This window comes from Delftia sp. (genome assembly GCF_059499305.1).
Genome location: NZ_JCABYI010000038.1, coordinates 72,750 through 94,626, shown reverse-complemented (window position 1 = coordinate 94,626; position 21,877 = coordinate 72,750). Strand labels below are relative to the sequence as shown.

The following is a 21,877-nucleotide window of genomic DNA, read 5'->3' as shown; positions in this document are numbered from 1 at the left end:
CCCACCCCCTACCGAATCCCATTCCCATCCCTTTCCGGAAGCACACCATGAGCCAAGTCCTGCGCCAGCATGCCGAACAGCAATTCGCCGAAGAACTCGAAGCCCTGCGCAAGGTGGACGACCGTCCGCGTCCGCCCAACTGGAAGCTGTCGCCCTGGGCCGTGCTCCAGTACCTGATGGGCGGCAAGCTCGGCAACGGCTTCGAGGTCAGCCCCAAGTACATCGGCAATCCGCGCCTGATGGAAATCGCCGTCTCCACCCTGGCCACCGACCGCGCCCTGCTGCTGTACGGCGTGCCGGGCACGGCCAAGTCCTGGGTGTCCGAGCACCTGTCGGCCGCCGTCAGCGGCGACTCCACCATGCTGGTGCAGGGCACGGCCGGCACCAGCGAGGAGCAGCTGCGCTACGGTTGGAACTACGCGCAGCTGCTGGCCCATGGCCCGTCCGAGAAGGCGCTGATTCCCAGCCCCCTGGTCAACGCCATGAAGCTGGGCAAGATCGCCCGCATCGAAGAGCTGACCCGCATCCCGGCCGACGTGCAGGACACGCTGATCACCGTGCTGTCCGAAAAGACCCTGCCCGTGCCCGAGCTGGGCACCGAGGTGCAGGCCGTGCAGGGCTTCTCGGTCATCGCCACGGCCAACAACCGCGACAAGGGCGTGAACGAGCTGTCCAGCGCGCTCAAGCGCCGCTTCAACACCGTGGTCCTGCCCGTGCCGGCATCGCAGGACGAGGAAGTGCAGATCGTCACCAAGCGCGTGGCCGAGCAGGGCCGCGCCCTGGCCCTGCCCGCCGAGCCGCCGGCCCTGCAGGAAGTGCGCCGCGTGGTGCAGATCTTCCGCGAGCTGCGCAACGGCCAGACCGAGGACGGCAAGACCGTGCGCGTGAAGTCGCCCAGCAGCACGCTGTCCACGGCCGAGGCCATCTCGGTCATCAACAGCGGCATGGCGCTGGCCGGGCATTTCGGCGACGGCGTGCTGCGCGCGGGCGATGTGGCCTCGGGCCTGCTGGGCGCCGTGATCAAGGACCCGGTGCAGGACAGCGTGGTCTGGAAGGAATACCTGGAGACCGTGGTCAAGGAGCGCAGCGACTGGAAGGACCTGTACCGCGCCTGCCGCGAGCAGCTCTGAAGCCCGCACTCCCGCTCCGCTGACCGACCGCATCTTCTGCGCATCTCCTGCGCACTTCCCGTATGGCCACCTCTGCCAATCCGCTTCATTTCTTCGGCATCCGCCACCATGGCCCGGGCTGCGCGCGCAGCCTGCTGCAGGCCCTGGAGCAGCTGCAGCCCGACTGCCTGCTGGTCGAAGGCCCGCCCGAGGGCGAGTCCCTGCTGCCCATGCTCCAGCATTCCGACCTGCAGCCGCCCGTGGCCATGCTGGTCTATGTGCAGGACAGCCCGGCCCATGCCGCCTTCTATCCCTACGCCGAGTTCTCGCCCGAATGGCAGGCCCTGCAATGGGCGGCGCGCCAGGGCGTGGCCACGCGCTTCATCGACCTGCCCCAGACCCACCGCATGGCGCTGGACATGGCCGAGCAGGAGCGGCGCCGGGCCGAGGCGGCGGCAGCAGATGCAGGTGATGCAGGCGAGGATGCGGGCGATGAAGGCCAGGATGCCGACACCGGCTCCGATTCCGGCGTCGCTGCGGCAGACGGCAGCCAGCTCCAGAGCAATGCCGCCGAGGCCCTGGACCGCGACGACACCACGCAGTCCGTGCCGGCTGCCGACCTCGCCGTCGATCCCTCGGACCCCGGCAGGCGGGACTGGCGCGATCCGCTGGACCTGCTGGCCGAGGCCGCAGGCTACCCCGACGGCGAAAGCTGGTGGAACCGCATGGTCGAGGAGCGCGGCGACGGCGCCACCCTGTTCGAGGGCATTGCCGAAGCCATGGCCGTGGTGCGCGCCGAGCTGCCCAACGAAGTGCGCGGAGAACGCCACGCCCGGCGCGAGGCGCTGCGCGAAGCCTGGATGCGCCAGTGCATGCGCGAGGCCGTCAAGGCCGGCCACCAGCGCATTGCCGTGGTCTGCGGCGCATGGCATGTGCCGGCCCTGCAGGCCCAGGTCACCGCCAAGGCCGATGCCGCCACGCTCAAGGGCCTGCCCAAGGCCAAGGTCCAGGCCACCTGGGCGCCCTGGACCTACCGCAACCTGTGCTCGTCCAGCGGCTATGGAGCGGGCGTGGATTCGCCGGGCTGGTATGAACACCTGTGGCGCTGCTCCGAGCCTGCGCCCGAGTCCTTGCTCCAGTCCGCACCTGCTGCCGACCCGGCACGCGCCAGCACCCGGCGCACCGTCGGCTGGCTGGCGCGCGTGGCCCATCTGCTGCGTTCCAAGGACCTGGACTGCTCCAGCGCCCACATCATCGAGGCCACGCGCCTGGCCGAAAGCCTGGCCGCCCTGCGCGGCCACGCCAGCCCGGGCCTGCCCGAGCTGGACGAGGCCATCGTCACCGTCATCAGCATGGGCGAGCGCGCTCCGCTGCGCCTGATCGAGCGCGAACTCAGCGTGGGCGACCGCATCGGCGGCGTGCCCGCCGACGTGCCCCAGGTGCCGCTGCAGCGCGACATCGAGCAGCAGCAAAAAAGCCTGCGCCTCAAGCCCGAGGCGGCCGCCAAGGTCCTGGCCCTGGACCTGCGCAAGGACACGGACCGCGACCGCAGCCACTTCCTGCACCGGCTGCGCCTGCTGGGCATAGAGTGGGGCAGCGTCACCACCGACCAGCAGCGCAACCGGGGCACCTTCCGCGAAAGCTGGCAACTGCAGTGGGAGCCCGAGCTGGCCGTGCGCGTCATCGAGGCCAGCCGCTACGGCGGCACCCTGGTGCAGGCTGCAGCCGCCAAGGTGCGCCAGGCGCTGACGCCCGAGACACCGCTGCCCGAGCTGGCCAAGACCATCGACGACGCCCTGCTGGCCGACCTGCCGCACCTGGTCGATGCCCTCATGCACGACCTGGCCGACCGCTCTGCCAGCACCGGCGACGTTTCCCAGCTCATGCAGGCGCTGCCGCCGCTGGCCAATGTGCTGCGCTACGGCAGCGTGCGCCAGACCGACACCCAGGCGCTGGCCACGGTGATCGACAGCATGGCGCTGCGTGCCGCCATCGGCCTGCCCCTGGCCTGCATGGCGCTGGATGAAGACGCCGCAAGGCACATGCAGGCCACGGTGCTGCAGGCCCATGAAGCCCTGCGCCTGCGCGATGCCGAGGAGCCGCGCGAGGTCTGGTTCGGCGCCCTGCGCAGCATTGCCCTGGGCGATGCCGGCGCGGCCCTGCTGCGCGGCACGTCCTGCCGCCTGCTGCTGGATGCCCACCGCCTGGACAGCGAGGCCGTGGCCACGCAACTGGGCCGCAATCTCTCGCTGGGCGTGCCGCCGCTGGACGCTGCCGCCTGGCTGGACGGCTTTCTCAACCGCCAGGCCCTGGTGCTGCTGCACGACGACGCCATCTGGGGTGCCGTCGATGCCTGGCTGGCCCAGCTGGGCGAGACCCAGTTCACCCAGATCCTGCCGCTGGTGCGCCGCAGCTTCTCGGCCTTCTCCAACCATGACCGCCAGAGCCTGGGCGAAAAGGCCCGGCGAGGGCAGGGCAGTGCGGCCGTCGTGGCGGCTGCATCCGCAGGTGCCGCAGGCGCGGCAGGCGGCGGTGACGACGGCGCCTGGAACGAGGCGCGCGCCGTGCTTGCCCTTCCCGTACTCGATCAACTGCTGGGCCTGAACCTGCCCGCGCAACTGCTGTCCAGCCCGCAGGAGGCCCAGCCATGAACACCGCTGCCACCGTGAACGATGCATCCCTTGCCGACGCCGATCCGCAGGACCCCGCCGTCCAGCCCACCAACCGGCTGCAGCGCTGGCGCCTGGTGCTGGGCCAGCCGGCCGAGGGCAGCTGCGGCGGGCTGGGCGCCAAGGGCGGCTCCCTCGATGAGATGGACAAGGCCCTGGCCGCGCTCTACGAAGAAGACAACAAGGACGGCAGCCTCTCGCGCCGGGGCGGCCGGGGCAATTCCTCGCCCAGCGTGGCCCGCTGGCTGGGCGACATCCGCAAGTACTTTCCCAGCCAGGTCGTGCAGGTCATGCAGCGCGACGCCATGGAGCGCCTGAACCTGCGCGAACTCATGCTCCAGCCCGAAATGCTGGAGCATGTGCAGCCCGACGTGCACATGGTGGCCGACCTCATCTCCCTGGGCTCCGTCATCCCGCAGAACACCAAGGAGACCGCGCGCATCGTCGTGCGCAAGGTGGTGGACGACCTCATGCGCCGCCTGGAAGAGCCCATGCGCAGCGCCGTCTCGGGCGCGCTGGACCGCAGCCAGCGCAACCGCCGCCCGCGCCATTCCGAGATCGACTGGAACCGCACCATCCGCGCCAACCTGCGCCACTGGCAGCCCGACTACCGCACCATCGTGCCCGAGACCCTGGTCGGCTACGGCCGCAAGGTCCGCCGCCCGCAGCGCGAAGTCATCCTGTGCATAGACCAGAGCGGCTCCATGGCCAACTCCGTCGTCTACTCCAGCATCTTCGGTGCCGTCATGGCCAGCCTGCCGGCCGTCGCTACCCGTCTGGTGGTCTTCGACACGGCGGTGGTGGACCTGACCGACAAGCTCTCCGACCCCGTGGACGTGCTGTTCGGCGTGCAACTGGGCGGCGGCACCGACATCAACCGCGCCGTAGGCTACTGCCAGGGCCTGATCAGCGAGCCGCGCAATGCCATCGTCGTGCTCATCTCCGACCTCTACGAAGGCGGCGTGGAAAGCGGCCTGCTGCGACGTGCCTCCGAGCTGGTGGAGTCGGGCGTGCAGTTCATCACGCTGCTGGCGCTCAGCGACGAAGGCGCGCCTGCCTACGATGCACAATTGGCCGCCAAGCTGGCCGCGCTGGGCGTGCCCTCGTTTGCCTGCACGCCGGACGCCTTCCCGCAGCTCATGGCCGCCGCCATCCGCCGCGACGACGTGGCGGCCTGGGCGGCAGGGCAGGGCTTCAAGACAAGCAAGTAGCGGATGGCCGCTCAGGCCGGTGGCCCGGCCGGCCGCCGGGCCTCTCCTACACGGGCAGGACATGCCCGTGCCCCATGATGGCGCCCAGGCCGCAAGGCCCCCCAACAATTCACTGGAGAAACGCGATGGCTGGTGCTGGTTTGCTGATGCTGCTTGACGATATTGCAGCGATCCTTGACGACGTGGCCCTCATGACCAAGGTCGCGGCCCGCAAGAGCGTGGCCATGGCCGACGATGTGTCCGTCATGACCAAGGTGGCTGCGCAGAAGACGGCTGGCGTGCTGGGCGATGACCTGGCCCTCAACGCCCAGCAGGTCACGGGCGTGCGCGCCGAGCGCGAGATTCCCGTGGTCTGGGCCGTGGCCAAGGGCTCGCTGGTCAACAAGGTCATCCTCGTGCCGACGGCGCTGCTCATTAGCGCCTTCATTCCCTGGGCTGTCACGCCGCTGCTCATGGTCGGCGGCGCCTTTCTGTGCTTTGAGGGTTGCGAGAAGCTGGCCCACAAATTCCTGCATTCGCCCGAGGAAGATGCCGTGGAGCGCGAGCGCCTCACCCAGGCCAATGCCGATGCGAGCGTCGATCTCGTCGCCATGGAAAAGGACAAGATCAAGGGCGCCGTGCGCACCGACTTCATCCTCTCGGCCGAGATCATCGCCATTACCCTGGGCACCGTGGCCTCGGCGCCGTTCGGGCAGCAGGTCGCCGTGCTGGCGGGCATTGCCCTCATCATGACCTTGGGCGTCTATGGCATGGTGGCCGGCATCGTCAAGCTCGATGACCTGGGACTGTGGCTGGGCCAGCGTGCCAGCGCCGCGGCCCGCGCGCTGGGCCGGGGCATCGTCGCCGCCGCGCCCTGGCTCATGAAGGGGCTGTCCGTTGCGGGCACGGCCGCCATGTTCCTGGTGGGTGGCGGCATCCTCGTACACGGCGTGCCTGCGCTGCACCACGCCGTGGAGGGCCTGGGCGATGCCGTGGCCCAGGGCGCGCTGGGCGGCCTGTGGCGCGTGCTGGCGGTGAATGTGCTCAACGCGGTGGCCGGCATCGTGGCCGGCGCCATCGTGCTGGCGGCTGTCGAAGGCATCAAGCGCCTGCGCCGCCGCTGAGTCGCCGCAAGCAAGGCCTGCCGGGGCTGCAGCCGGCAGAGCACACCAGGGGGGCCGTCAGGCCCCCTTTTCGATGGAATCTGCATGGAATCTGCATGGAATTTGCATGGAATTTGCACCTCAGCGCATTGCATTTGACTGTGGGCGCAAGCACGTGCATTTCCCCTGGAACTCTGCAAGGCCTGGCGTCCTCCTGTCCCTTGGCGGCGGCGCAATGCACTTGCGCCTGCCGGCCTCCGAGGTTCCGTGAACGGCCCATCGCCGCGCCAGAGCCATTGTCGGGACCGGGCGGCTGAAGCTGATTCCGCGCGGGTCCCTGGATTTTCATCAGGGGGATTCCATGATTTCCAATCTCACCAAGGCCAATGTGCTGCGCTCCGTCATCGCCGGCTGCTCGGTCGCGCAAGCGGGCAAGGCCGAGAAACTCGGCACCGAACGCGCACGCACCGCCCTCAATCGCATCTGCGAACTGCTGAATCTGCCCAACGACCTGGACGCCATACATGCGGAGCCGGACCTGTACCTCGAATCCCTGGCCCATTTCGAGAGCCTGCCCCAGTTCGAGCTGCGCACTCCCCTGGTGGCCAAACTCAGGCAGGTCCTGGGCCTGCGCTCCTGCAGGCAACTGACGCCGGCCATGCTGGCGCAAGTCACCGCGTCACAGCTCATCAACCAGGGCATCTCCATCGTCGCGCTGGCCGATCTGCAGCAATGGCTGCTCAAGCACGATCTGTCGCTGCGGCACAGTCCGCCCGTCACGGAAGTGGACTTCAGGGAGGCCAGGAAAGCCATTGCCCTGCTGGATGCCTTCGACTTCGATACCGAATCGCTGGAATGGCAAATGAATCACCTTGCCCGTCCGCGCGCCAGGGGCAGGGGAAGGCGTGCCGCCGCCACGGCCCCCTCAACTGGCAGGCCTGCAGGTGAATCCCCTTCTGCCGGCTCCGCTCCTGCGTCTGCGTCTGCGTCTGCTTCTGCGCCCTAATATCGGCTTTCCCGAACCAAGCTCAGCACACCATGAAGCTCCCCTTGCTTGCCGCCATGGCCCTTGCACTGCAGCTGCTGGCGCCAGCGCCCGCCATGGCAGCCGACGACATCGTCTTCAAGGACAGTGCCGGCCGCGTGCTCAAGCGCAGCGACCTGGACAAGGCCGATGGCCGTTTCAGCTGGGAACTGCCCCGCGCCACACCCGTCAGCCAGGCGGCACGCGATGCCCATGCCCTGGGCCGCGCCGCAGGGCAGCGCGGTGACAACCGGGCTGCGCTGGTGCATTTCGAGACCGCCTCGAAGCTGGCGCCGGACTGGCCTTATCCCGTCTACGACGCCGCATTCACCTACCTGCTGCAAAAGGACTTCGATGCGGCCTATCGCCACTACCGGCGCGTGGATGCAATGGCTCCCAGGGGTTTCTTCACGGCCAAGACGGCCGTGCACAGCCTGCGCATGGAGCGCGATGGCAAGCTCCCGCAAGGCACCTATCTGCGCTACCTCGCCCTGGAGTGGGAGACCGACAGGAGCAAGGTGCGCCAGGCCGCCCTGGCCATGACCCGCGAAACCCCTGGCTTCGCCCCCGCCTGGAAGACAGCCGCCCTGATGGAGGACGACCCCGACCAATGCCTTGCCCTGCTGGACAGCGGCCTGAAGGCCGACCCCGATGCCGAGACCCGCGGCTTTCTGCTCCTGAACAAGGCCATGGTGCTGCGCGAACGCAACCAGATCCCAGAGGCCATGGTGATGCTGGGAGAGCTTGCGTTAGACCCGCAGTCTCCGCTGGATGTCGAGGCCCTGGCGCGGCACACGCTGGCGCAGTGGGCGCGGCCTTGACGCTGGCACCTGCACATTCCGCCCTGCAGCCCGCTCAGCGCAGGGCGAGCTCCACGGCCTCCGCAGACAGCCCGTAGGCCTCGACAAAGACCTCGATGCGGTCCTGCGTCTGCGCGTTCACAAACGTCTCCATGCCCACGCTGTCCATCTCCCCTGACAGCATCTGGCCCGTATTCACGGGGCGGGTATCGAGCTGCTGCGCCAGCACACAGCTGTCCTCTCCCTCCGGCTGCAGGCCGATGAGCCCCGTCTGGTTGTTGATGGCAATCACCCTGGCTTGTCTTTGCATGCTCCACCCTGTCGTCTGAATCCGTCGTTTCTGGAATGGCGAAAAGGCGCCGCCTTGTGCAACGCCCCTGCCTGTCCTGGCGACTGTAGGCAAGGCTTGGGGGCGGCGGTAGAGGTCTGGGGCTTGGAGGACTGCCAAGGGAAATTTACGAATGACTGTCTGGTTTTTTGCTTTTGCAAGTGAATGCGTGTGGAAGGTCGCAGCAACAGTTGATTTGAGATTGCCTAGAATAGGTCGGCAAGTGACCTCAAAGGAGCAAAAGATGACCATCATCCGTACTACTGTGGATGACAAGATCTACGACAGCGCTGCCGACATACTTTCTACGCTGGGCATGGACGTGAACGCCGCCGTGCGCATGTTTCTGCAGGGCGTTGTGCTGCACAACGGCATTCCCTTTGACCTGCGGCTGACGGCGGAGCAGGTGCAGGCGATGCGGCTGCGTCGCGAGACAAACCGGCAGGCCACTTTGGAGGCGAGAGAAATCGCCAGAGGCGGTGAACCTGGACATGCCTCTGTTGAAGCCATGCTGCAGGCCATGGAAAGGGATGAAGCCTGATGGCCGGCAAGAAGGGCTACAGGCTGCGCACCATCGCGTACACCAAGACCTTCAAGAAGGACTACCAGCGCATGGCGGCATCAGGCCGCTACGACATGACACTGGTGAACCAGGTCGGCGGCCTGCTCATCGCCCACACGGCGCAACAGGTGCTGGCGGCGCAGTGGAGCGATCACGCCTTGATCGCCGACGATGAATGGGACGCGGGCGACCGGGACATCCATCTGGGAGGGGACTTCCTGCTGATCTATCGCATTGATCCGCATCCCGAAGCCAAGGACATGGAGATCGTCATCTTCAAGCGCCTTGGAACCCACAGCGATCTGTTTGGCTGAGCGCGGCCATCGCAGGCCGCGGGCAGCCTCCCCCCTCAGCTCCCCAGCGCCCCGCGCACGGCAGCGCGCTCGCCCATGCGCTTGAAGTGCGCCTGCACCTTGGGGAAGCCGGCGATGTCCACGCCGTCGCCCTCCAGCCAGCCGGCAATGGTGAACAGATAGGCGTCGGCCACGGAATAGTCGGAGCCCAGCACCCAGGGCGCGTCGCCCAGGTAATGGCGCTCTATCACGCCAAAGCATTCGGCCATGTTGGCTGCCACCTTGCGCTGCATGGAGGCAATGGCCACCTCGTCATCGGCCCAGCGGCCTGCGCGCCGGCCGTGGGCGTGGGCCACGTGCACGGTGGAGGACAGGTAGCCGTGGAACTCCTGCATGTGGGCGAAGGCATAGGCATCGTCCAGCGGGGCAAGCCGGGCTTCGGGAAAGCGCCGGGCAATATAGGCGAGCAGGGCCGGCGTTTCGGTGAGCACGCCGCGCTCGGTCACCAGGGCGGGCACGCGGCCCTTGGGATTGATGGCCAGGTATTCGGGGCTGCGCTGCTCGCCCTTGGAGAAATCGAGCTTGACGACTTCATGGGGCGCATTGGCCTCGATCAGGGCGATGCGGGCGGCCAGGGCGCAGGTGCCGGGAGCGTAGTAGAGCTTGAGGGTGGTCATGAAAGAGACGGGTAGGGGTGGGATACGGGCAGATTCTGCCGTCGGCGCCGATGGCCGGACCGGCCCCCCAACTTAGTGCGGATTGCACGGTCGTGCAAGCGGCATCGTTGTCTTGTCCTATGCCTGCTCGGCATTCCAGCGCACGGTGCGTGCGGGCAGGTCAATGTGGATGGTGTGGCGGCCGCCGTCATGCAGTAGCAGGTCCAGCTGCCCGTCCTGGCCATCCACGAACGTGATGCCTTCAATCATGGGGGCGTCGATCAGGTCGTTGCAGTCGAGCGCGATCCAGGCATCGGTCTGCAGATCCAGCAGGCGCAGATGGGGGAAGTCGGGGTCCTCGCCATATTCGATGCAGGCCACCATGGCCCAGGGCTTGGAGACGGCCACGGCCGTGAGGGTGCTATTCGGGCTCTGCGCGCAGGCGCGCGCCTGCAGGGCATCGAGCAGCGTGGGCATGTCGTCCAGCATGTGTGCATAGGGAGACTCGGGCGGCACGGTGCGTACCGGCCCGGTGGCTGCCTTGGCGCTTTTGGCGCTTTCGGCGCGTTTGGCGCGTTTGGCAGGCTCTGCCGTTGGGGTGCTGCGCCTGCGGCCCGCTGGCGGAAGGTGCTGGATTTTGCCGCCCGCAATGCCCAGAAAGACACCGCATTCGCTCACGCTCAGATGCCTGTAGTTGCGGCTGCTGCACGGGGTTTCCCAAAGCGGGGCGCCGGTGTCCGGGTCCACGGCGACAAGATAGGCCCGCTCCATGCCGTCCTCGTGCCTGTCCTGTATTCCATAGAGGACGCCGGCATGGCATTGCGGCGCGCTGACATGGGTAGGCGACAGGCACGGTCCGAAACGGTTGCTGCGAATGTCATAGCCATACATGCCCTGGCGTGCAAAGCAGAAATAGACCACGCCGTCACGATGCGCTGCCCGCTGGGCATGCACATGCCGGCGCTCATCGTCAGGTTGAACGGGAGGTGTGATGGCCAGGACTTCGCCGCTGCAAGGATGGATGCGAAGCCAGGGTGCATCGATGTCCACGTGGTCTCTGCTGCCGGGGCCGAACACGGCCCACGCGCCTGCAATGGCGGGCGAGTACAGGTCGCGGGCACTGTCCACCCACAGCACATGCTCGGTGTGCCCGTCGGTTTCATGCCAGCGCCGCAGCTCCGAGCGCTCAGGGTGGACGATCCAGCCGTAGACCGCCCCCTCCAGCACAAACGCACCCTGCAGGCCCAGCGCCAGCGTGCTGCCCTGCCAGGTGCGACGGTCCAGCAGCAGATAGCGGCCCTCGGGACTGCTCTCCTCCATCGCGACGAGCCAGCGATGCGCGTCCAGCTCCACGGGAACGGGCCAATGCCTGGCCTGCATGCCCGGCACGGCATGGAAGTCGAACAGGCATTCGCCGGTGCGGGCATCAAGCACCTGGTCGCAGAGCATCAGATGCCGCTCGTCCACGAACCACGACATGCCCTCGCTCTCGCGCATGCGGTGGTCCCAGAGCACGTTGCCGGTGGCCACATCAACGGCGCGCAGAAAGGACGTTGTGCTGTCCCCCTTGTTGCAGTACTCGTAGTAGAGCCGGCCATCGACCACGCTCATGGCGGTGTCGATGATGAAGATGCTCTTGTCTCCAATGGCCTGGGATTTGCCGTAGTGCATGCGCGCCTTTCAAAGACCTGATTGTCGCCAGCAGAGCGCGGTGTGGACTGGGCGAAATGTCAAGTCGATGGCGTGGTGCGCGGCTGAACCAATGCAGCTGCGGCGGTGCAACGCCATCCGATCCAGACGAGCAGGTCCGCGATGCGCTGTGCTGGATGCAGGCTGCACCGAGCGTGCTGCAGATGCATGCCGAGTGGGCTGTCTGTTGCTCTCCGCCGGGCGTTGTTCCAAGAGCGGGGGCCTGCATTGCTCCCCCTGGCGGGCAGCAATGGCGGCACTCAGAACCGATAGGCCGCCGCCACACGCACCTCGCGCCCGAAGCCAAGCGCGCAGAATTGCGCGCCGCCACGGAAGGTGTTGCATTGCGTGCGGTACTGCCTGTCGGTGAGGTTGCTGAGGTTGACCGAGAAGCGCCACGGGCCGGTGGTGTAGGCGGCCATGGCGTCCCACAGCGTGTAGGCGTCGTTCATGGGGGTCTTCACGCCGTCCATGGGCAGCTCGCCAGACGTGGCGCTGATGTGGCGCAGGCCCAGGCCCAGCTCCAGGGCGCCGCGCTGGTACTTGCCCCACAGCGATGCGGCATGGCGCGGCGTGGCGCCGGGGCGCGCGCCGATCTCGATAGCGTTGTTGCTGCGCGTGACCCTGGAGTCGAGGTAGGTATAGGCCGCAATGGCCGAGAAGCCGCCGCCGATCTCGCCCTGGGCCTGCAGCTCCAGCCCCCGGTTGCGCACTTCGCCGGTCTGCACGTCGAAGCGCGGGTTGAGTGTGGATGGCGTGCGCACATTGCGCTTGCGCAGGTCGAACACTGCGGCGCTGAGCGTGTAGCCGGCCGACGGCGGCGCGTAGCGCAGGCCGGCCTCGAACTGGCGCGCGGTCTCGGGCTCGTAGGGCCTGCCGTTGGCGTCGGTGGCCGTGACCGTGGTCAGCGGCGGCTGGAAGGAGTTGTTGAAGGACACATAGGGAGCCAGGCCGCTGGGTGCCAGGTAGATCAGGCCCAGCCGCCCGGTGACGGCGCTGTCGGTGCGGCGCACGGTGGTGATGGCGAAGGCCGCGGTGGCTGCGGCGCGCGCGTCGTAGTCGGTGTCTATGCGTGCGCTGTCGCGGCGCAGGCCGGCGCTGAGCACCCAGCGCTCGCCGAACTTGATCTGGTCCTGCACGTACAGACCCGCCTGGTGCGTGCGTGCCAGCGCGCGGTCGCTGAGGTAGTTGTCATCCCAGTTCGGCGCGATGTGGATGGGGTTGACCAGGTCCAGCGGCGCCACGGCGCCGTTGAGCGAGTAGATGCGCCAGTCGAGCCTGGAGCGGTAGTAGTCGAAGCCCACGGCCCACTGGTGCGAGACGGCACCCGTCCGGTGGCGGCCTTCGATCTGCGTGTCCATGACCCAGGTCTGTTCGGCGTCGGGTCGCACCATGGCCAGGCGTGCCATGCCGCGCTGGTCGGCCGTCAGGCCCCGGTTGCGCATCTCGCGCCGGTCGTTGCGGCCGTCCAGGTAGCGCAGGTTGTTGCGCAGCGTGAGCTGGTCGTTCAGCCGGTGCTCCAGCAGCCAGCCCACGCTGGCGTTGCGCTTGTGGTGGCCAGATCCCGGACCGCTGACGTTGATGTCCGTGGCCGACCAGCCCGCAGGCGTCTGGCGGTAGTAGGGGATGACGAAGCCGGTTTCGTCCTCCTGGTACTGCGCCAGCAGGGTGAGGCTGGTGCGCTCGCCCAGCAGTGTGAAGGAGGGGGCGATGTAGCTGCGGTCGGCGCGCAGGCCGTTCCACTGCGTGCCCGATTCGCGCTTGAGCACGGTCAGCCGTGCCAGCGCCGTGCCCTGTTCATTGATGGCGCCACCGATGTCGGCCGTGAGCTGGCGCCGGTCGTGGCTGCCGAATTCCACGCCCACTTCGCGCTGCATGCCGGCGCGCGGGCGCTTGGTGACGGCATTGATCAGGCCGCCGGGCGCGGACTGGCCGTACAGCACCGAGGCCGGGCCGTGCACGACTTCCAGCCGCTCCAGTCCATACGGCTCCAGGTTGGTCATGAAGCCGTTGTGGACCATGCGCATGCCGTCCCGGTACAGGCCCGTGCCGGTCAGATAGAAACCGCGCACGGCCACGTCGTCATCGGTGATGCCGTAGTCCATGGGACGCACGCCCGCGCTGTAACGCACGGCTTCGGCCACGCTGGAGATGGCCTGGTCGCGGATCTGGGCCTCGCCGATGATGCTGACCTGCTGCGGCGTCTCCAGCAGCGGCACATCCATCTTCATGGCCGAGGCGCTGCGGCGCGGCCCGTAGCCGGGCACGGCGCCCCAGGCGCTTTCATGCTCGGCATCGGCCAGCACGTTCACGGTGGGTAGCGCATGCTCGGCCGCGGCCCCGGGCCGCGCACGGTGCACGGCCCAGCCGCCTTCGGCCGTGCGCGTGGCCTGTAGCTGGTGCGGGGCGAGCAGGGCGGCAAGCCCTTCGTGCACGCCGCGCGTACCGCTCAGCGCCGCCGACTGTCGGCCCTGGACCAGGGCTGGATCGAACGAGAGGGTGATGCCTGCCTGGCGCGCGAGGCTGTGCAGGCTGGTCTCCAGTTCACCGGCCGGCAGGTCGAACCGGATGGATCTGGCATCCGGGGCGGAGCTCGGGCTCTGGGCCAGGGCGGTCATGGGCAGGCCCAGCGTGATCAACAGGCCCAGCATCAAGGCCTGTGCAGCCACCGCCGTGGGGCGTGTGCACGAGGGTGGATGGGCGGCGCGGCGGGTGCTGGGCAGGCTGGGCATGGAGGCAGTCCTTGAGAAGCGGCAAAGGAAAAAGCGATGTCTTTGCTCCTATGCCGAACGGGCGGTGTGAAACCCGTAATGACTGCCTGAAAAAATTCCGGCTCAGGCTTTGACCAGGCGCCTGGCGCTGCGGGCACCGCTGGCCGCACCTTGTCCGCGCTCCACACGCACAGGCAGCGTGCGGGCAATGGCGGCCAGCGCACGACCCGCCGGATCCGGCCCGTCGAGCTGGAATACGCCTGAAACACGCAGGGCAGCCACGTCGTCGGCGCATTCCATGGGCATGCCGGTCTGGCGTGACAGCTCGGTCACGAAGGCGTCCAGGCGCATGCGGCGGGCGACCAGTACGCCGTCGGTCCATGCGTCGGGCACCAGGCCTTCGTCGGGCAGGCGCACAGGGCGGTGCTGGCCGGCGTGCAGCACATGGGTTTCGCCGGAGGTGGCGACGATGGCGTCCAGGGGGCCTGGCGCAGTGCCGTCCAGCGCCCTGACATGGATGGCCACGCGGCCCTCGGTGACGTACAGGCGCGTGGCCGTGTCCGGGTGTTTTTCGTGGCGCACGCCGAAGCTGGTGCCCAGGGCCTCGAAGCGGGCCAGCGGCGTTTCCACCCAGAAGGAGCGTCGGCCCGCGAGGGAGCGCGGGTCGCTGCCGGTGTCGATGAAGATCTCGCCGCGTGCCAGGCGGACCACGCGGCGCAGCAAGGTGAAATCCACCTGCACCAGCGTGTCCGGTGCCAGGTGCAGGCGGCTGCCGTCGGCCAGCAGCGTGCTGCGGCGCTCACCAATGGCCGTTTCCAGCGCGATCTGCTCGCGCGGTGCAGCCCAGCGCCATGCCATGGATCCCAGCAGCAGGGCCGCGGGGCCCAGGAACAGCAGCCGCTGCAGGCTTGCGCGCCGGCTTCGCGCCGGCCCTGGGCCGGCGGACCGCAGCACGCCGTGGGCCAGGCCCGCCTGGCCGGCGGGCAGGGCGAACTGGGCCTCCACAGCCTGGACCTGTTGCCAGGCCTGTTCGTGCGCGGCGTGGCTGCTGCGCCATGCCTGGCAGGCGGCGCGGTCGGCATCGGTGGCCGTGCCGGAGGCCAGCCGCACGGCCCAGGCAATGGCCTGTTCCAGCGCCTGGGGGGCCTGGTCTGTGCTCACGCCGTCAGTTCCCTGCGCAGGGCAAGGCAGTGGCGTATGGCGGTGGCCATGTATTTCTCGACGGAGCTCAGGCACACGCCCAGCTGCAGGGCGATTTCCGGGTAGCTCAGGCCTTCCAGGCGGGAGAGCAGAAAGGCGCTGCGGGCCTTGGGCGGCAGGCCGGCCAGCAGGTTGTCCATGCGCACCAGGGATTCGATCAGCAGATGGCGCTCCTCGGCCGAGGGCGCCAGCGGCTCGGGCAGGCTGGCGATGGCGTCCAGGCAGGCGCGCTCCAGCGCGGCGCGGCGTGTGTGGTCCACGACCAGGCCGTGGGCGATGGTGGTGAGCCAGGCGCGCGGCTCGCGCACGCCATGCAGGGACTGGGGCTTGCCCAGCACGCGAATGAAGGTGTCCTGGGCCAGGTCGGCCGCATCGCAGGGATTGCCCAGCCTGCGCCTGAGCCAGCCCACCAGCCAGCCGTGGTGGTCGCTGTAGAGCAGGGCGATATCGGGGTGCGAAGGCGCGGCGGCCATGGAGCGGGTTCCTGGGAAAGCGGATTTGATAATGATTCGCATTCTATTTGAGCAATGGCTGCAGCCTGGCCGCAACTGGCCTGCCGCGCATGGCGTTGCATGCATCCAACGCGATCCGGCCATGCGACGGCGCCCACCTTCGGATTTGAGCTAGGACAAGACCGGCCTTGCCTGCCCCTGCTGCAATACAGCTACGGGATTTGCCCCGGGCTACTCCAAGACTCTCCATCATGAAAAGAACTCTGCTCGCCGTTGCTGCCGTTTGCGCCCTGTCGTCGGGTGCCGCCTTTGCGCAGCAGGCCGAAGGCCCCTGGATGGTGCGCGTGCGCGCCGTCCACCTGGACAGCGTCAACAAGGACAGCACGGGCCTGGGCCTGTCGATCAATGACAAGTGGATGCCCGAGCTGGACGTGTCCTACTTCTTCACGCCCAACATCGCGGCCGAGCTGGTGCTGACCTACCCGCAAAAGCATGACCTGCGTGCCAACGGCCTGGGTCAGATCGGCAGCCTCAAGCACCTGCCGCCCACGCTGCTGGCGCAATACCACTTCACCAATTTCGGCGCGTTCAAGCCCTACGTGGGCGCCGGTGTCAACTTCACGCGCTTTTCCAGCGTGAACTTCGATCCCGCCGTGCAGGCCGCGCTGAACCCCTCCATCAAGAAGAACAGTTTTGGCGGCGCGCTGCAGATCGGCTTCGACTATGCGCTGGACAAGAACTGGTCGCTGAATTTCGACGTGAAGAAGGTCTTCATCGAGACGGACGTGCGCGCTGGCGGCACCAAGGTGGGCACCTTCAAGGTGAACCCCGTGCTGGTTGGCGTGGGACTGGGCTATCGCTTCTGATCTTCGGATCATGAGCGAGGCACGCGCTGCTTCATCCGGCAGCGCGTAGTGAGGCAAGGATGGGTACTTGGTCCGGTATGCCGTTCGCGGCATACCGGATTTTTTTCGTCCGGCATGCTGCAGCGCACCAGATCTGCAGGTCATGAAAAAGACACGCTCGCTGGAAACTGTCCTACCCGCGTGCCTGGGGCGGGCGCCTAGGCTGGTGCCTCGGCCTGTCGGCGCGCGCCTTGCGAGGCGGGACGCCAGTTTGCAGGCTTCATTCTGGCTGCCCGCCCCCTTGGCGACCGCTCCCCGCTGCAAGGCGGGGGCGCGGCATTCACCATGCTGAGGCGGTCGGCGCACAACGCGAGGCCCCCACCATGCTGTATGCCCACGATCATTCCGTGTCTTCCCCTCCATTGGCGTCGCGCGCCCAGCGCGTGCCCCTGCCCCTGCCTTCGGCCCCGCGCACCCCGGCCGAAGGTGGCAGGAGAGAGGCTGCGCCGGAGCTGGCAGACAGCGCCCTGCGAGCAACCCTGGCCGAATTGCAGCACGGGCTGATGCAGCCGCAGGCCCGGGTCTCGCCCAAGTTTCTCTATGACTCACGCGGCTGCGACCTGTTCGAGCAGATCACGCGGCTGCCCGAGTACTACCCCACGCGCACCGAGGCCGCCATCCTGGCCGACTCCGGTCCGGCCATGGCCGAGGCCCTGCGCGGCAGCGAGGTGCTGATCGAGCTGGGTGCCGGCAACTGCGAAAAGGTGCGCGGCCTGTGCCGCAGCCTGCGTCCACGGCACTTTGTGGGCGTGGACATTGCGGGCGCCTTCCTGCGCCAGTCCGTGCGGCGCCTGGCCGAGGAGTTTCCGCAGCTGCAGGCCCATGCCGTCACGGCCGACATCACCGAGCCGCTGGCCCTGCCGCCCTATATCCCGCAGGCCGGCCGGCTGCTGTTCTACCCGGGCTCGTCCATAGGCAACTTCGACCCTGAACAGGCCCAGCGCATGCTGGGCCAGATGCGGGCCCTGCTCAGCGACGACGGTGGGCTGCTGATCGGCATAGACCTGCCCAAACCCATACAGTGGCTGGAGCCTGCCTATGACGATGCCCAGGGCGTGACGGCGCGCTTCAACCTCAACCTGCTCAGCCATGTGAACCACCTGCTGGGCAGCGACTTCAACGAGGGCGACTGGGAACATGTGGCCTTCTTCAACACCGAGCACTCGCGCATCGAAATGCACCTGCGCGCGCGGCGCCCGCTGATCGTGGGCTGGCCCCAGGGGCTGCGGCACTTCGCGGCCGGCGAGACCATACACACCGAGAACAGCTACAAATACCCGCTGCCCGACTTCCTGGACATGCTGGCCTGTGCGGGCTTCGGTGCCTGCCAGGTCTGGACCGATGAGCGCCAGTGGTTTGCCGTGATCCATGCCCATGCGTGAAATGCCCGCCGTCTTCCGCTGGGTGCAGCGCTACGAGGCCGTGCGCCAGACCACCGTGCTGCTGGCCGCCCCCTTGTCCGCCGAGGATGCCTGCGTACAGTCCATGCCCGATGCCAGCCCTGCCAAATGGCATCTGGCGCATACCACCTGGTTCTTCGAGACCTTTGTCCTGGCCGAGCACGCGCCCGGCGTGCCGCCCTTCGATCCCGACTTCCGCGTGCTGTTCAACTCCTACTACCAGCAGGTGGGTGCGCGGCATCCGCGTGCCCAGCGCGGGCTGCTGACCCGGCCCTCGCTGGCACGGGTGCTGGCCTATCGCGAGGCGGTGGACCAGCGCATGCTGCAGATGTTCGAGGACTGGGGCACGCAGCCGCCTGCGCGTCTGGCCGCGTTGCTGGAGCTGGGCCTGCAGCATGAGCAGCAGCACCAGGAACTGCTGCTGACCGACATCAAGCACCTGCTGTCGTGCCACCCGCTGTGGCCTGCCTATCGAGAGCAGGAAGAGGGCATGCCTGCGCCTGGGCCGGCAGATGGAACGCCTGCCCCGCTGCAGTGGCAGACCGTGCCGCGTGGCATGCATGCCGTGGGCCATGGCGGCGAGGGCTTTGCGTTCGACAACGAGCGCCCGCGCCACGAGGTGTTTGTGCAAGGCTGCGAGATCGCGCAGCGGCCCGTGAGCAATGCCGAGTTCCTGCGCTTCGTCGAGGACGGCGGCTATGCCCAGCCGCAGTGGTGGCTGGCCGAAGGCTGGGACTGGCGCTGCGCGCAGCAACTGGAGCATCCCTGGTACTGGCGGCGCAATGCAGGCGGCGCGTTGGATGGCGCATCGGACGGCACGTGGCAGGAGTTCAGCCTGCATGGCGCGCTGGCGCTGGACGGGCGCCGCCCCGTCTGCCACATCTCGTATTTCGAGGCCGACGCCTATGCACGCTGGGCCGGCGCGCGCTTGCCTACCGAGGCGGAATGGGAGGCGGCCTTTGCCGCGCCCATGGCGCAGCGCCCCGAGCACGACGAGCCGCCCGGCCCCGTGCACCCGCGCGCCATGCAGCCCGGCAGCCTTGCGCTGGGCGAGGTCTGGGAATGGACCCAGTCCGCCTACGGCGCCTACCCGGGCTTCCAGATCGCGGAGGGCGCCGTGGGTGAATACAACGGCAAGTTCATGGTCAACCAGTATGTGCTGCGGGGCGGCTCCTGCCTCACGCCGCCAGGCCATGCGCGCGCCAGCTACCGCAATTTCTTTCCCACGCAGGCGCGCTGGCAGATGACCGGCCTGCGGCTGGCGCGGGATGCGGCTTGAGCCTGCCCCTGCCGCATCCCCATGCATTGCGCCGCCCGCCGGTGCATGCAGTAGCATCGTCGGCCTCAATGATCCGAGGGAGTTCCATGTTGTTGCGTTCGCTTGTTCTTGCCATGCCGCTGTCCCTGGTCCTTGCCGGCTGCGCCACTGCGCCGCCCCAGGCTCCGGCGCCCAGCCAGCCACAGGAGCAGCCCCGGCCCCAGGTGCCTGCCCAGGCCCCGGCCGACACGCCGCGCGCCGAGCCCGAGGTGGCCAACCTCACGCCCCTGCCCAGCCTGCTGCTGATCGGCGAAGACGCAGCCGGCCGCTACTACTCCATGGTGGCCAAGGCCACCTTCACCATCGAGTCCGATGGCCGCCTGACCCTGGCCGACCAGGGCGGCGGCCAGGGCGGCGAGCCCGTGGCCCCGCATGCCGACATGCAGGACCAGAGCATGTCCACCGAATGCAAGCCCTATGGCGCCGTGGCCAACCAGCGCACCACCTGGTTCCCGTATACGGGCGTGTTCGTGCGCGGCGGCACGCTGGTCGGCGCCCAGGCGGATGGCGCCGATGCGGCCATCAAGACGCTGACCGAGCATGAAGGCGCCCAGATGCTGTACACGGGCAAGGATGCCGACCCCACCGAGTACTACTACGCGCCCTGTGTGGGCGCGCAGCGCGTGGCCACCGGCTGGCGGCTGGACCGCTATCTGCCCGATGGCGGACAGCTGCGTGTGCGTGCCGATGCGCGTAACGGCAATGGAAACGGCAAGGGCCAGACGCTGGCGCTGAAGCTGCCCAAGCCCTTTGCGCCCTTCGTGCTGGTGCGCTACCAGTCGGGAGCGATGATTCCCGTGCCCATGCGTGCCGTGCTGGCCACGGTGGACCTGCCCGAGCGCCGCGTGGTGCTGCAGTTCCAGGGCACCTACGCCGTGGAGCCGGCCATCCGCAAGATGGAGCTGCGCCTGATCGTGCCCGGCAGCCGCCCCTCCGAAGGAGAGACCGCCGCGCGCCACGCCGAACGAACCCAGGCCCAGCTGCGTGACCTGGCCCGCTGCGCCCCGCCGCGCGGCCATGCCATCGAGCCCTGCGCCAATCCGCAGCGCACGCCGGACCCGCTGATCTTCTATTCCTCGCAGGAACTGCGCGAGCGCTCGCGCAGGCCCTGAGGGCGTCTCAGACCTTGTCCAGCGCCTGCTCCAGGTCGGCCAGCAGGTCGCTGATGTGCTCAATGCCCACGGACAGGCGCACCATGCCTTCGGTGACGCCGGCCTTGGCCAGTTCCTCGGCGTCGAGCTGGCGGTGCGTGGTCGATGCCGGGTGCGTGGCCAGGGACTTGGCGTCGCCGATGTTGACCAGGCGCGTGAACAGCTGCAGCGCATCCAGGAAGCGCGCACCGGCGGCGCGGGTGTCGCTGTCGCCGTTGCCGTTCCTGAGGCTGAACGACAGGATGCCCGAGGCGCGGCCGCCCAGCTGCTTCTTCACCAGGGCGTGGTCGGGATGGTCCTGCAGGCCGGCGTAGCGCACCCATTCGATCTTGGGATGCCTTTGCAGCGTCTCGGCGATCTTCTGGGTGTTCTCGCAGATGCGGTCCATGCGCAGGGCCAGCGTCTCTATGCCCTGCAGGATGAGGAAGGCGTTGTGCGGCGACAGTGCGGCGCCGGTATTGCGCAGCGGCACCACGCGCACGCGGCCGATGTAGGCGGCCTCGCCCAGGGCCTCGGTGTAGACCACGCCGTGGTAGCTGACATCGGGCTCGTTCAGGCGCTTGAAGCGGGCCTTGTGCTCGGCCCAGGGGAACTTGCCGCTGTCCACGACGGCGCCGCCCACGCTGTTGCCGTGGCCGCCCAGGTACTTGGTCAGCGAGTGCACGACGATGTCGGCGCCATGCTCGATGGGGCGCAGCAGGTAGGGGCTGGGCACGGTGTTGTCCACGATCAGCGGCACGCCGTGGGCGTGGGCCACGTCGGCCAGGGCGCGGATGTCGGTGACATTGCCCAGCGGGTTGCCGATGGACTCGATGAAGATGGCCTTGGTCTTTTCGTCGATGTGCTGGGCGAAGCTGGCCGGGTCGCGCGGATCGGCAAAGCGCACCGTGATGCCCTGCTGCGGGAAGGTGTGGGCGAACAGGTTGTAGGTGCCGCCGTAGAGCGTGCTGGCCGAGACGATGTTGTCGCCTGCCTCCGCGATGGCCTGGATGGCATAGGTGATGGCGGCCATGCCCGAGGCCACGGCCACGGCGGCAATGCCGCCTTCCAGCGCCGCGACGCGCTTTTCCAGCACGTCGGTGGTGGGGTTCATGATGCGCGTGTAGATGTTGCCGGCCACCTTGAGGTCGAACAGGTCGGCGCCATGCTGGGCACTGTCGAAGGCATAGGCCACGGTCTGGTAGATGGGCACGGCGGCCGACTTGGTGGTGGGGTCGGGCGAGTAGCCGGCGTGGACGGCCAGGGTTTCGATGCGCATGGAAGATTGCCTTTCTGGTGACGGCTTACGCAAGAAGGGCAGGGCGGGCCATTTGCCAT

General features: G+C 68.1%; 19 protein-coding genes. 12 read left to right on the top strand and 7 right to left on the bottom strand.

Annotation, left to right across the window (positions count from 1 at the left end):
• The first annotated feature begins 47 nt into the window (after positions 1–47).
• The 6 genes from AC5I49_RS27195 to AC5I49_RS27170 all read left to right on the top strand — a co-directional run bounded on the left by AC5I49_RS27195 (position 48) and on the right by AC5I49_RS27170 (position 7,916).
• Entirely contained in the window at positions 48–1,130 is a 1,083-nt protein-coding gene (locus AC5I49_RS27195) for an AAA family ATPase (protein WP_016449186.1), read from the top strand.
• 62 nt (positions 1,131–1,192) lie between these two features.
• Positions 1,193–3,760: a DUF5682 family protein gene (locus AC5I49_RS27190; RefSeq protein ID WP_495790157.1), complete on the top strand. Its 2,568-nt coding sequence runs from the start codon at positions 1,193–1,195 to the stop codon at positions 3,758–3,760.
• Complete coding sequence (locus AC5I49_RS27185; protein WP_034363580.1) at positions 3,757–4,989, top strand: VWA domain-containing protein; 1,233 nt, start codon at positions 3,757–3,759, stop codon at positions 4,987–4,989. The genes AC5I49_RS27190 and AC5I49_RS27185 overlap by 4 nt, the downstream gene beginning before the upstream one ends.
• Positions 4,990–5,114: 125 nt before the next feature.
• The gene (locus tag AC5I49_RS27180; RefSeq protein ID WP_495790156.1) at positions 5,115–6,092 is read left to right on the top strand and encodes a DUF808 domain-containing protein; all 978 of its coding nucleotides are present in this window, start codon (positions 5,115–5,117) and stop codon (positions 6,090–6,092) included.
• Between the two features lie 340 nt (positions 6,093–6,432).
• Positions 6,433–7,077, top strand: coding sequence for a hypothetical protein (locus tag AC5I49_RS27175; protein WP_016451378.1), 645 nt, complete (start codon positions 6,433–6,435; stop codon positions 7,075–7,077).
• 32 nt (positions 7,078–7,109) lie between these two features.
• Complete coding sequence (locus tag AC5I49_RS27170; protein WP_310043742.1) at positions 7,110–7,916, top strand: tetratricopeptide repeat protein; 807 nt, start codon at positions 7,110–7,112, stop codon at positions 7,914–7,916.
• Between the two features lie 34 nt (positions 7,917–7,950).
• Here AC5I49_RS27170 and AC5I49_RS27165 read toward each other — a convergent pair whose 3' ends face one another.
• The gene (locus tag AC5I49_RS27165) at positions 7,951–8,205 is read right to left on the bottom strand and encodes a hypothetical protein (RefSeq protein ID WP_012206639.1); all 255 of its coding nucleotides are present in this window, start codon (positions 8,203–8,205) and stop codon (positions 7,951–7,953) included.
• A gap of 262 nt (positions 8,206–8,467) precedes the next feature.
• Between AC5I49_RS27165 and AC5I49_RS27160 the strand changes: the two genes are divergently transcribed.
• Both AC5I49_RS27160 and AC5I49_RS27155 read left to right on the top strand, forming a co-directional pair.
• A complete protein-coding gene (locus tag AC5I49_RS27160) occupies positions 8,468–8,764 on the top strand; it encodes a type II toxin-antitoxin system RelB/DinJ family antitoxin (protein WP_043790100.1) in 297 nt (98 codons plus the stop codon).
• Complete coding sequence (locus AC5I49_RS27155) at positions 8,764–9,099, top strand: type II toxin-antitoxin system YafQ family toxin (RefSeq protein ID WP_141834648.1); 336 nt, start codon at positions 8,764–8,766, stop codon at positions 9,097–9,099. Before AC5I49_RS27160 ends, AC5I49_RS27155 begins: the two co-directional genes overlap by 1 nt.
• Positions 9,100–9,134: 35 nt before the next feature.
• Here AC5I49_RS27155 and AC5I49_RS27150 read toward each other — a convergent pair whose 3' ends face one another.
• From AC5I49_RS27150 to AC5I49_RS27130, 5 genes are all read right to left on the bottom strand, one after another.
• Positions 9,135–9,755 (bottom strand): glutathione S-transferase family protein, encoded by a 621-nt coding sequence (locus AC5I49_RS27150; protein ID WP_310043749.1) that lies wholly within the window; start codon positions 9,753–9,755, stop codon positions 9,135–9,137.
• A gap of 117 nt (positions 9,756–9,872) precedes the next feature.
• Complete coding sequence (locus AC5I49_RS27145) at positions 9,873–11,405, bottom strand: hypothetical protein (RefSeq protein ID WP_310043752.1); 1,533 nt, start codon at positions 11,403–11,405, stop codon at positions 9,873–9,875.
• Between the two features lie 278 nt (positions 11,406–11,683).
• The gene (locus tag AC5I49_RS27140; protein ID WP_495790155.1) at positions 11,684–14,155 is read right to left on the bottom strand and encodes a TonB-dependent siderophore receptor; all 2,472 of its coding nucleotides are present in this window, start codon (positions 14,153–14,155) and stop codon (positions 11,684–11,686) included.
• A gap of 102 nt (positions 14,156–14,257) precedes the next feature.
• On the bottom strand, positions 14,258–15,295 hold the full coding sequence (locus AC5I49_RS27135; RefSeq protein ID WP_310043756.1) for a FecR family protein: 1,038 nt from the start codon (positions 15,293–15,295) through the stop codon (positions 14,258–14,260).
• Positions 15,292–15,807: a sigma-70 family RNA polymerase sigma factor gene (locus AC5I49_RS27130; protein WP_016449199.1), complete on the bottom strand. Its 516-nt coding sequence runs from the start codon at positions 15,805–15,807 to the stop codon at positions 15,292–15,294. The genes AC5I49_RS27135 and AC5I49_RS27130 overlap by 4 nt, the downstream gene beginning before the upstream one ends.
• 230 nt (positions 15,808–16,037) lie before the next feature.
• Here AC5I49_RS27130 and AC5I49_RS27125 point away from each other — a divergent pair, with 230 nt between their 5' ends.
• The 4 genes from AC5I49_RS27125 to AC5I49_RS27110 all read left to right on the top strand — a co-directional run bounded on the left by AC5I49_RS27125 (position 16,038) and on the right by AC5I49_RS27110 (position 20,521).
• The gene (locus AC5I49_RS27125) at positions 16,038–16,652 is read left to right on the top strand and encodes an OmpW/AlkL family protein (RefSeq protein WP_016449200.1); all 615 of its coding nucleotides are present in this window, start codon (positions 16,038–16,040) and stop codon (positions 16,650–16,652) included.
• 362 nt (positions 16,653–17,014) lie between these two features.
• The gene (gene egtD, locus AC5I49_RS27120) at positions 17,015–18,073 is read left to right on the top strand and encodes an L-histidine N(alpha)-methyltransferase (RefSeq protein WP_046241879.1); all 1,059 of its coding nucleotides are present in this window, start codon (positions 17,015–17,017) and stop codon (positions 18,071–18,073) included.
• Entirely contained in the window at positions 18,060–19,370 is a 1,311-nt protein-coding gene (gene egtB, locus AC5I49_RS27115; RefSeq protein ID WP_016449202.1) for an ergothioneine biosynthesis protein EgtB, read from the top strand. The genes egtD and egtB overlap by 14 nt, the downstream gene beginning before the upstream one ends.
• 86 nt (positions 19,371–19,456) lie before the next feature.
• The gene (locus tag AC5I49_RS27110; RefSeq protein ID WP_267177977.1) at positions 19,457–20,521 is read left to right on the top strand and encodes a hypothetical protein; all 1,065 of its coding nucleotides are present in this window, start codon (positions 19,457–19,459) and stop codon (positions 20,519–20,521) included.
• Positions 20,522–20,528: 7 nt separating this feature from the next.
• On the opposite strand, the gene AC5I49_RS27105 is transcribed toward AC5I49_RS27110, so the two are convergent.
• Entirely contained in the window at positions 20,529–21,818 is a 1,290-nt protein-coding gene (locus AC5I49_RS27105; protein ID WP_272206903.1) for an O-acetylhomoserine aminocarboxypropyltransferase/cysteine synthase family protein, read from the bottom strand.
• Positions 21,819–21,877 lie beyond the last annotated feature (59 nt).

Bases quoted from the DNA above. Each gene is read 5' to 3' on its own strand.
- AC5I49_RS27195 (WP_016449186.1), top strand. From the start codon at position 48: ATGAGCCAAGTCCTGCGCCAGCATGCCGAACAGCAATTCGCCGAAGAA.
- AC5I49_RS27190 (WP_495790157.1), top strand. From the start codon at position 1,193: ATGGCCACCTCTGCCAATCCGCTTCATTTCTTCGGCATCCGCCACCAT.
- AC5I49_RS27185 (WP_034363580.1), top strand. From the start codon at position 3,757: ATGAACACCGCTGCCACCGTGAACGATGCATCCCTTGCCGACGCCGAT.
- AC5I49_RS27180 (WP_495790156.1), top strand. From the start codon at position 5,115: ATGGCTGGTGCTGGTTTGCTGATGCTGCTTGACGATATTGCAGCGATC.
- AC5I49_RS27175 (WP_016451378.1), top strand. From the start codon at position 6,433: ATGATTTCCAATCTCACCAAGGCCAATGTGCTGCGCTCCGTCATCGCC.
- AC5I49_RS27170 (WP_310043742.1), top strand. From the start codon at position 7,110: ATGAAGCTCCCCTTGCTTGCCGCCATGGCCCTTGCACTGCAGCTGCTG.
- AC5I49_RS27165 (WP_012206639.1), bottom strand. From the start codon at position 8,205: ATGCAAAGACAAGCCAGGGTGATTGCCATCAACAACCAGACGGGGCTC.
- AC5I49_RS27160 (WP_043790100.1), top strand. From the start codon at position 8,468: ATGACCATCATCCGTACTACTGTGGATGACAAGATCTACGACAGCGCT.
- AC5I49_RS27155 (WP_141834648.1), top strand. From the start codon at position 8,764: ATGGCCGGCAAGAAGGGCTACAGGCTGCGCACCATCGCGTACACCAAG.
- AC5I49_RS27150 (WP_310043749.1), bottom strand. From the start codon at position 9,755: ATGACCACCCTCAAGCTCTACTACGCTCCCGGCACCTGCGCCCTGGCC.
- AC5I49_RS27145 (WP_310043752.1), bottom strand. From the start codon at position 11,405: ATGCACTACGGCAAATCCCAGGCCATTGGAGACAAGAGCATCTTCATC.
- AC5I49_RS27140 (WP_495790155.1), bottom strand. From the start codon at position 14,155: ATGCCCAGCCTGCCCAGCACCCGCCGCGCCGCCCATCCACCCTCGTGC.
- AC5I49_RS27130 (WP_016449199.1), bottom strand. From the start codon at position 15,807: ATGGCCGCCGCGCCTTCGCACCCCGATATCGCCCTGCTCTACAGCGAC.
- AC5I49_RS27125 (WP_016449200.1), top strand. From the start codon at position 16,038: ATGAAAAGAACTCTGCTCGCCGTTGCTGCCGTTTGCGCCCTGTCGTCG.
- egtD (WP_046241879.1), top strand. From the start codon at position 17,015: ATGCTGTATGCCCACGATCATTCCGTGTCTTCCCCTCCATTGGCGTCG.
- egtB (WP_016449202.1), top strand. From the start codon at position 18,060: ATGCCCATGCGTGAAATGCCCGCCGTCTTCCGCTGGGTGCAGCGCTAC.
- AC5I49_RS27110 (WP_267177977.1), top strand. From the start codon at position 19,457: ATGTTGTTGCGTTCGCTTGTTCTTGCCATGCCGCTGTCCCTGGTCCTT.
- AC5I49_RS27105 (WP_272206903.1), bottom strand. From the start codon at position 21,818: ATGCGCATCGAAACCCTGGCCGTCCACGCCGGCTACTCGCCCGACCCC.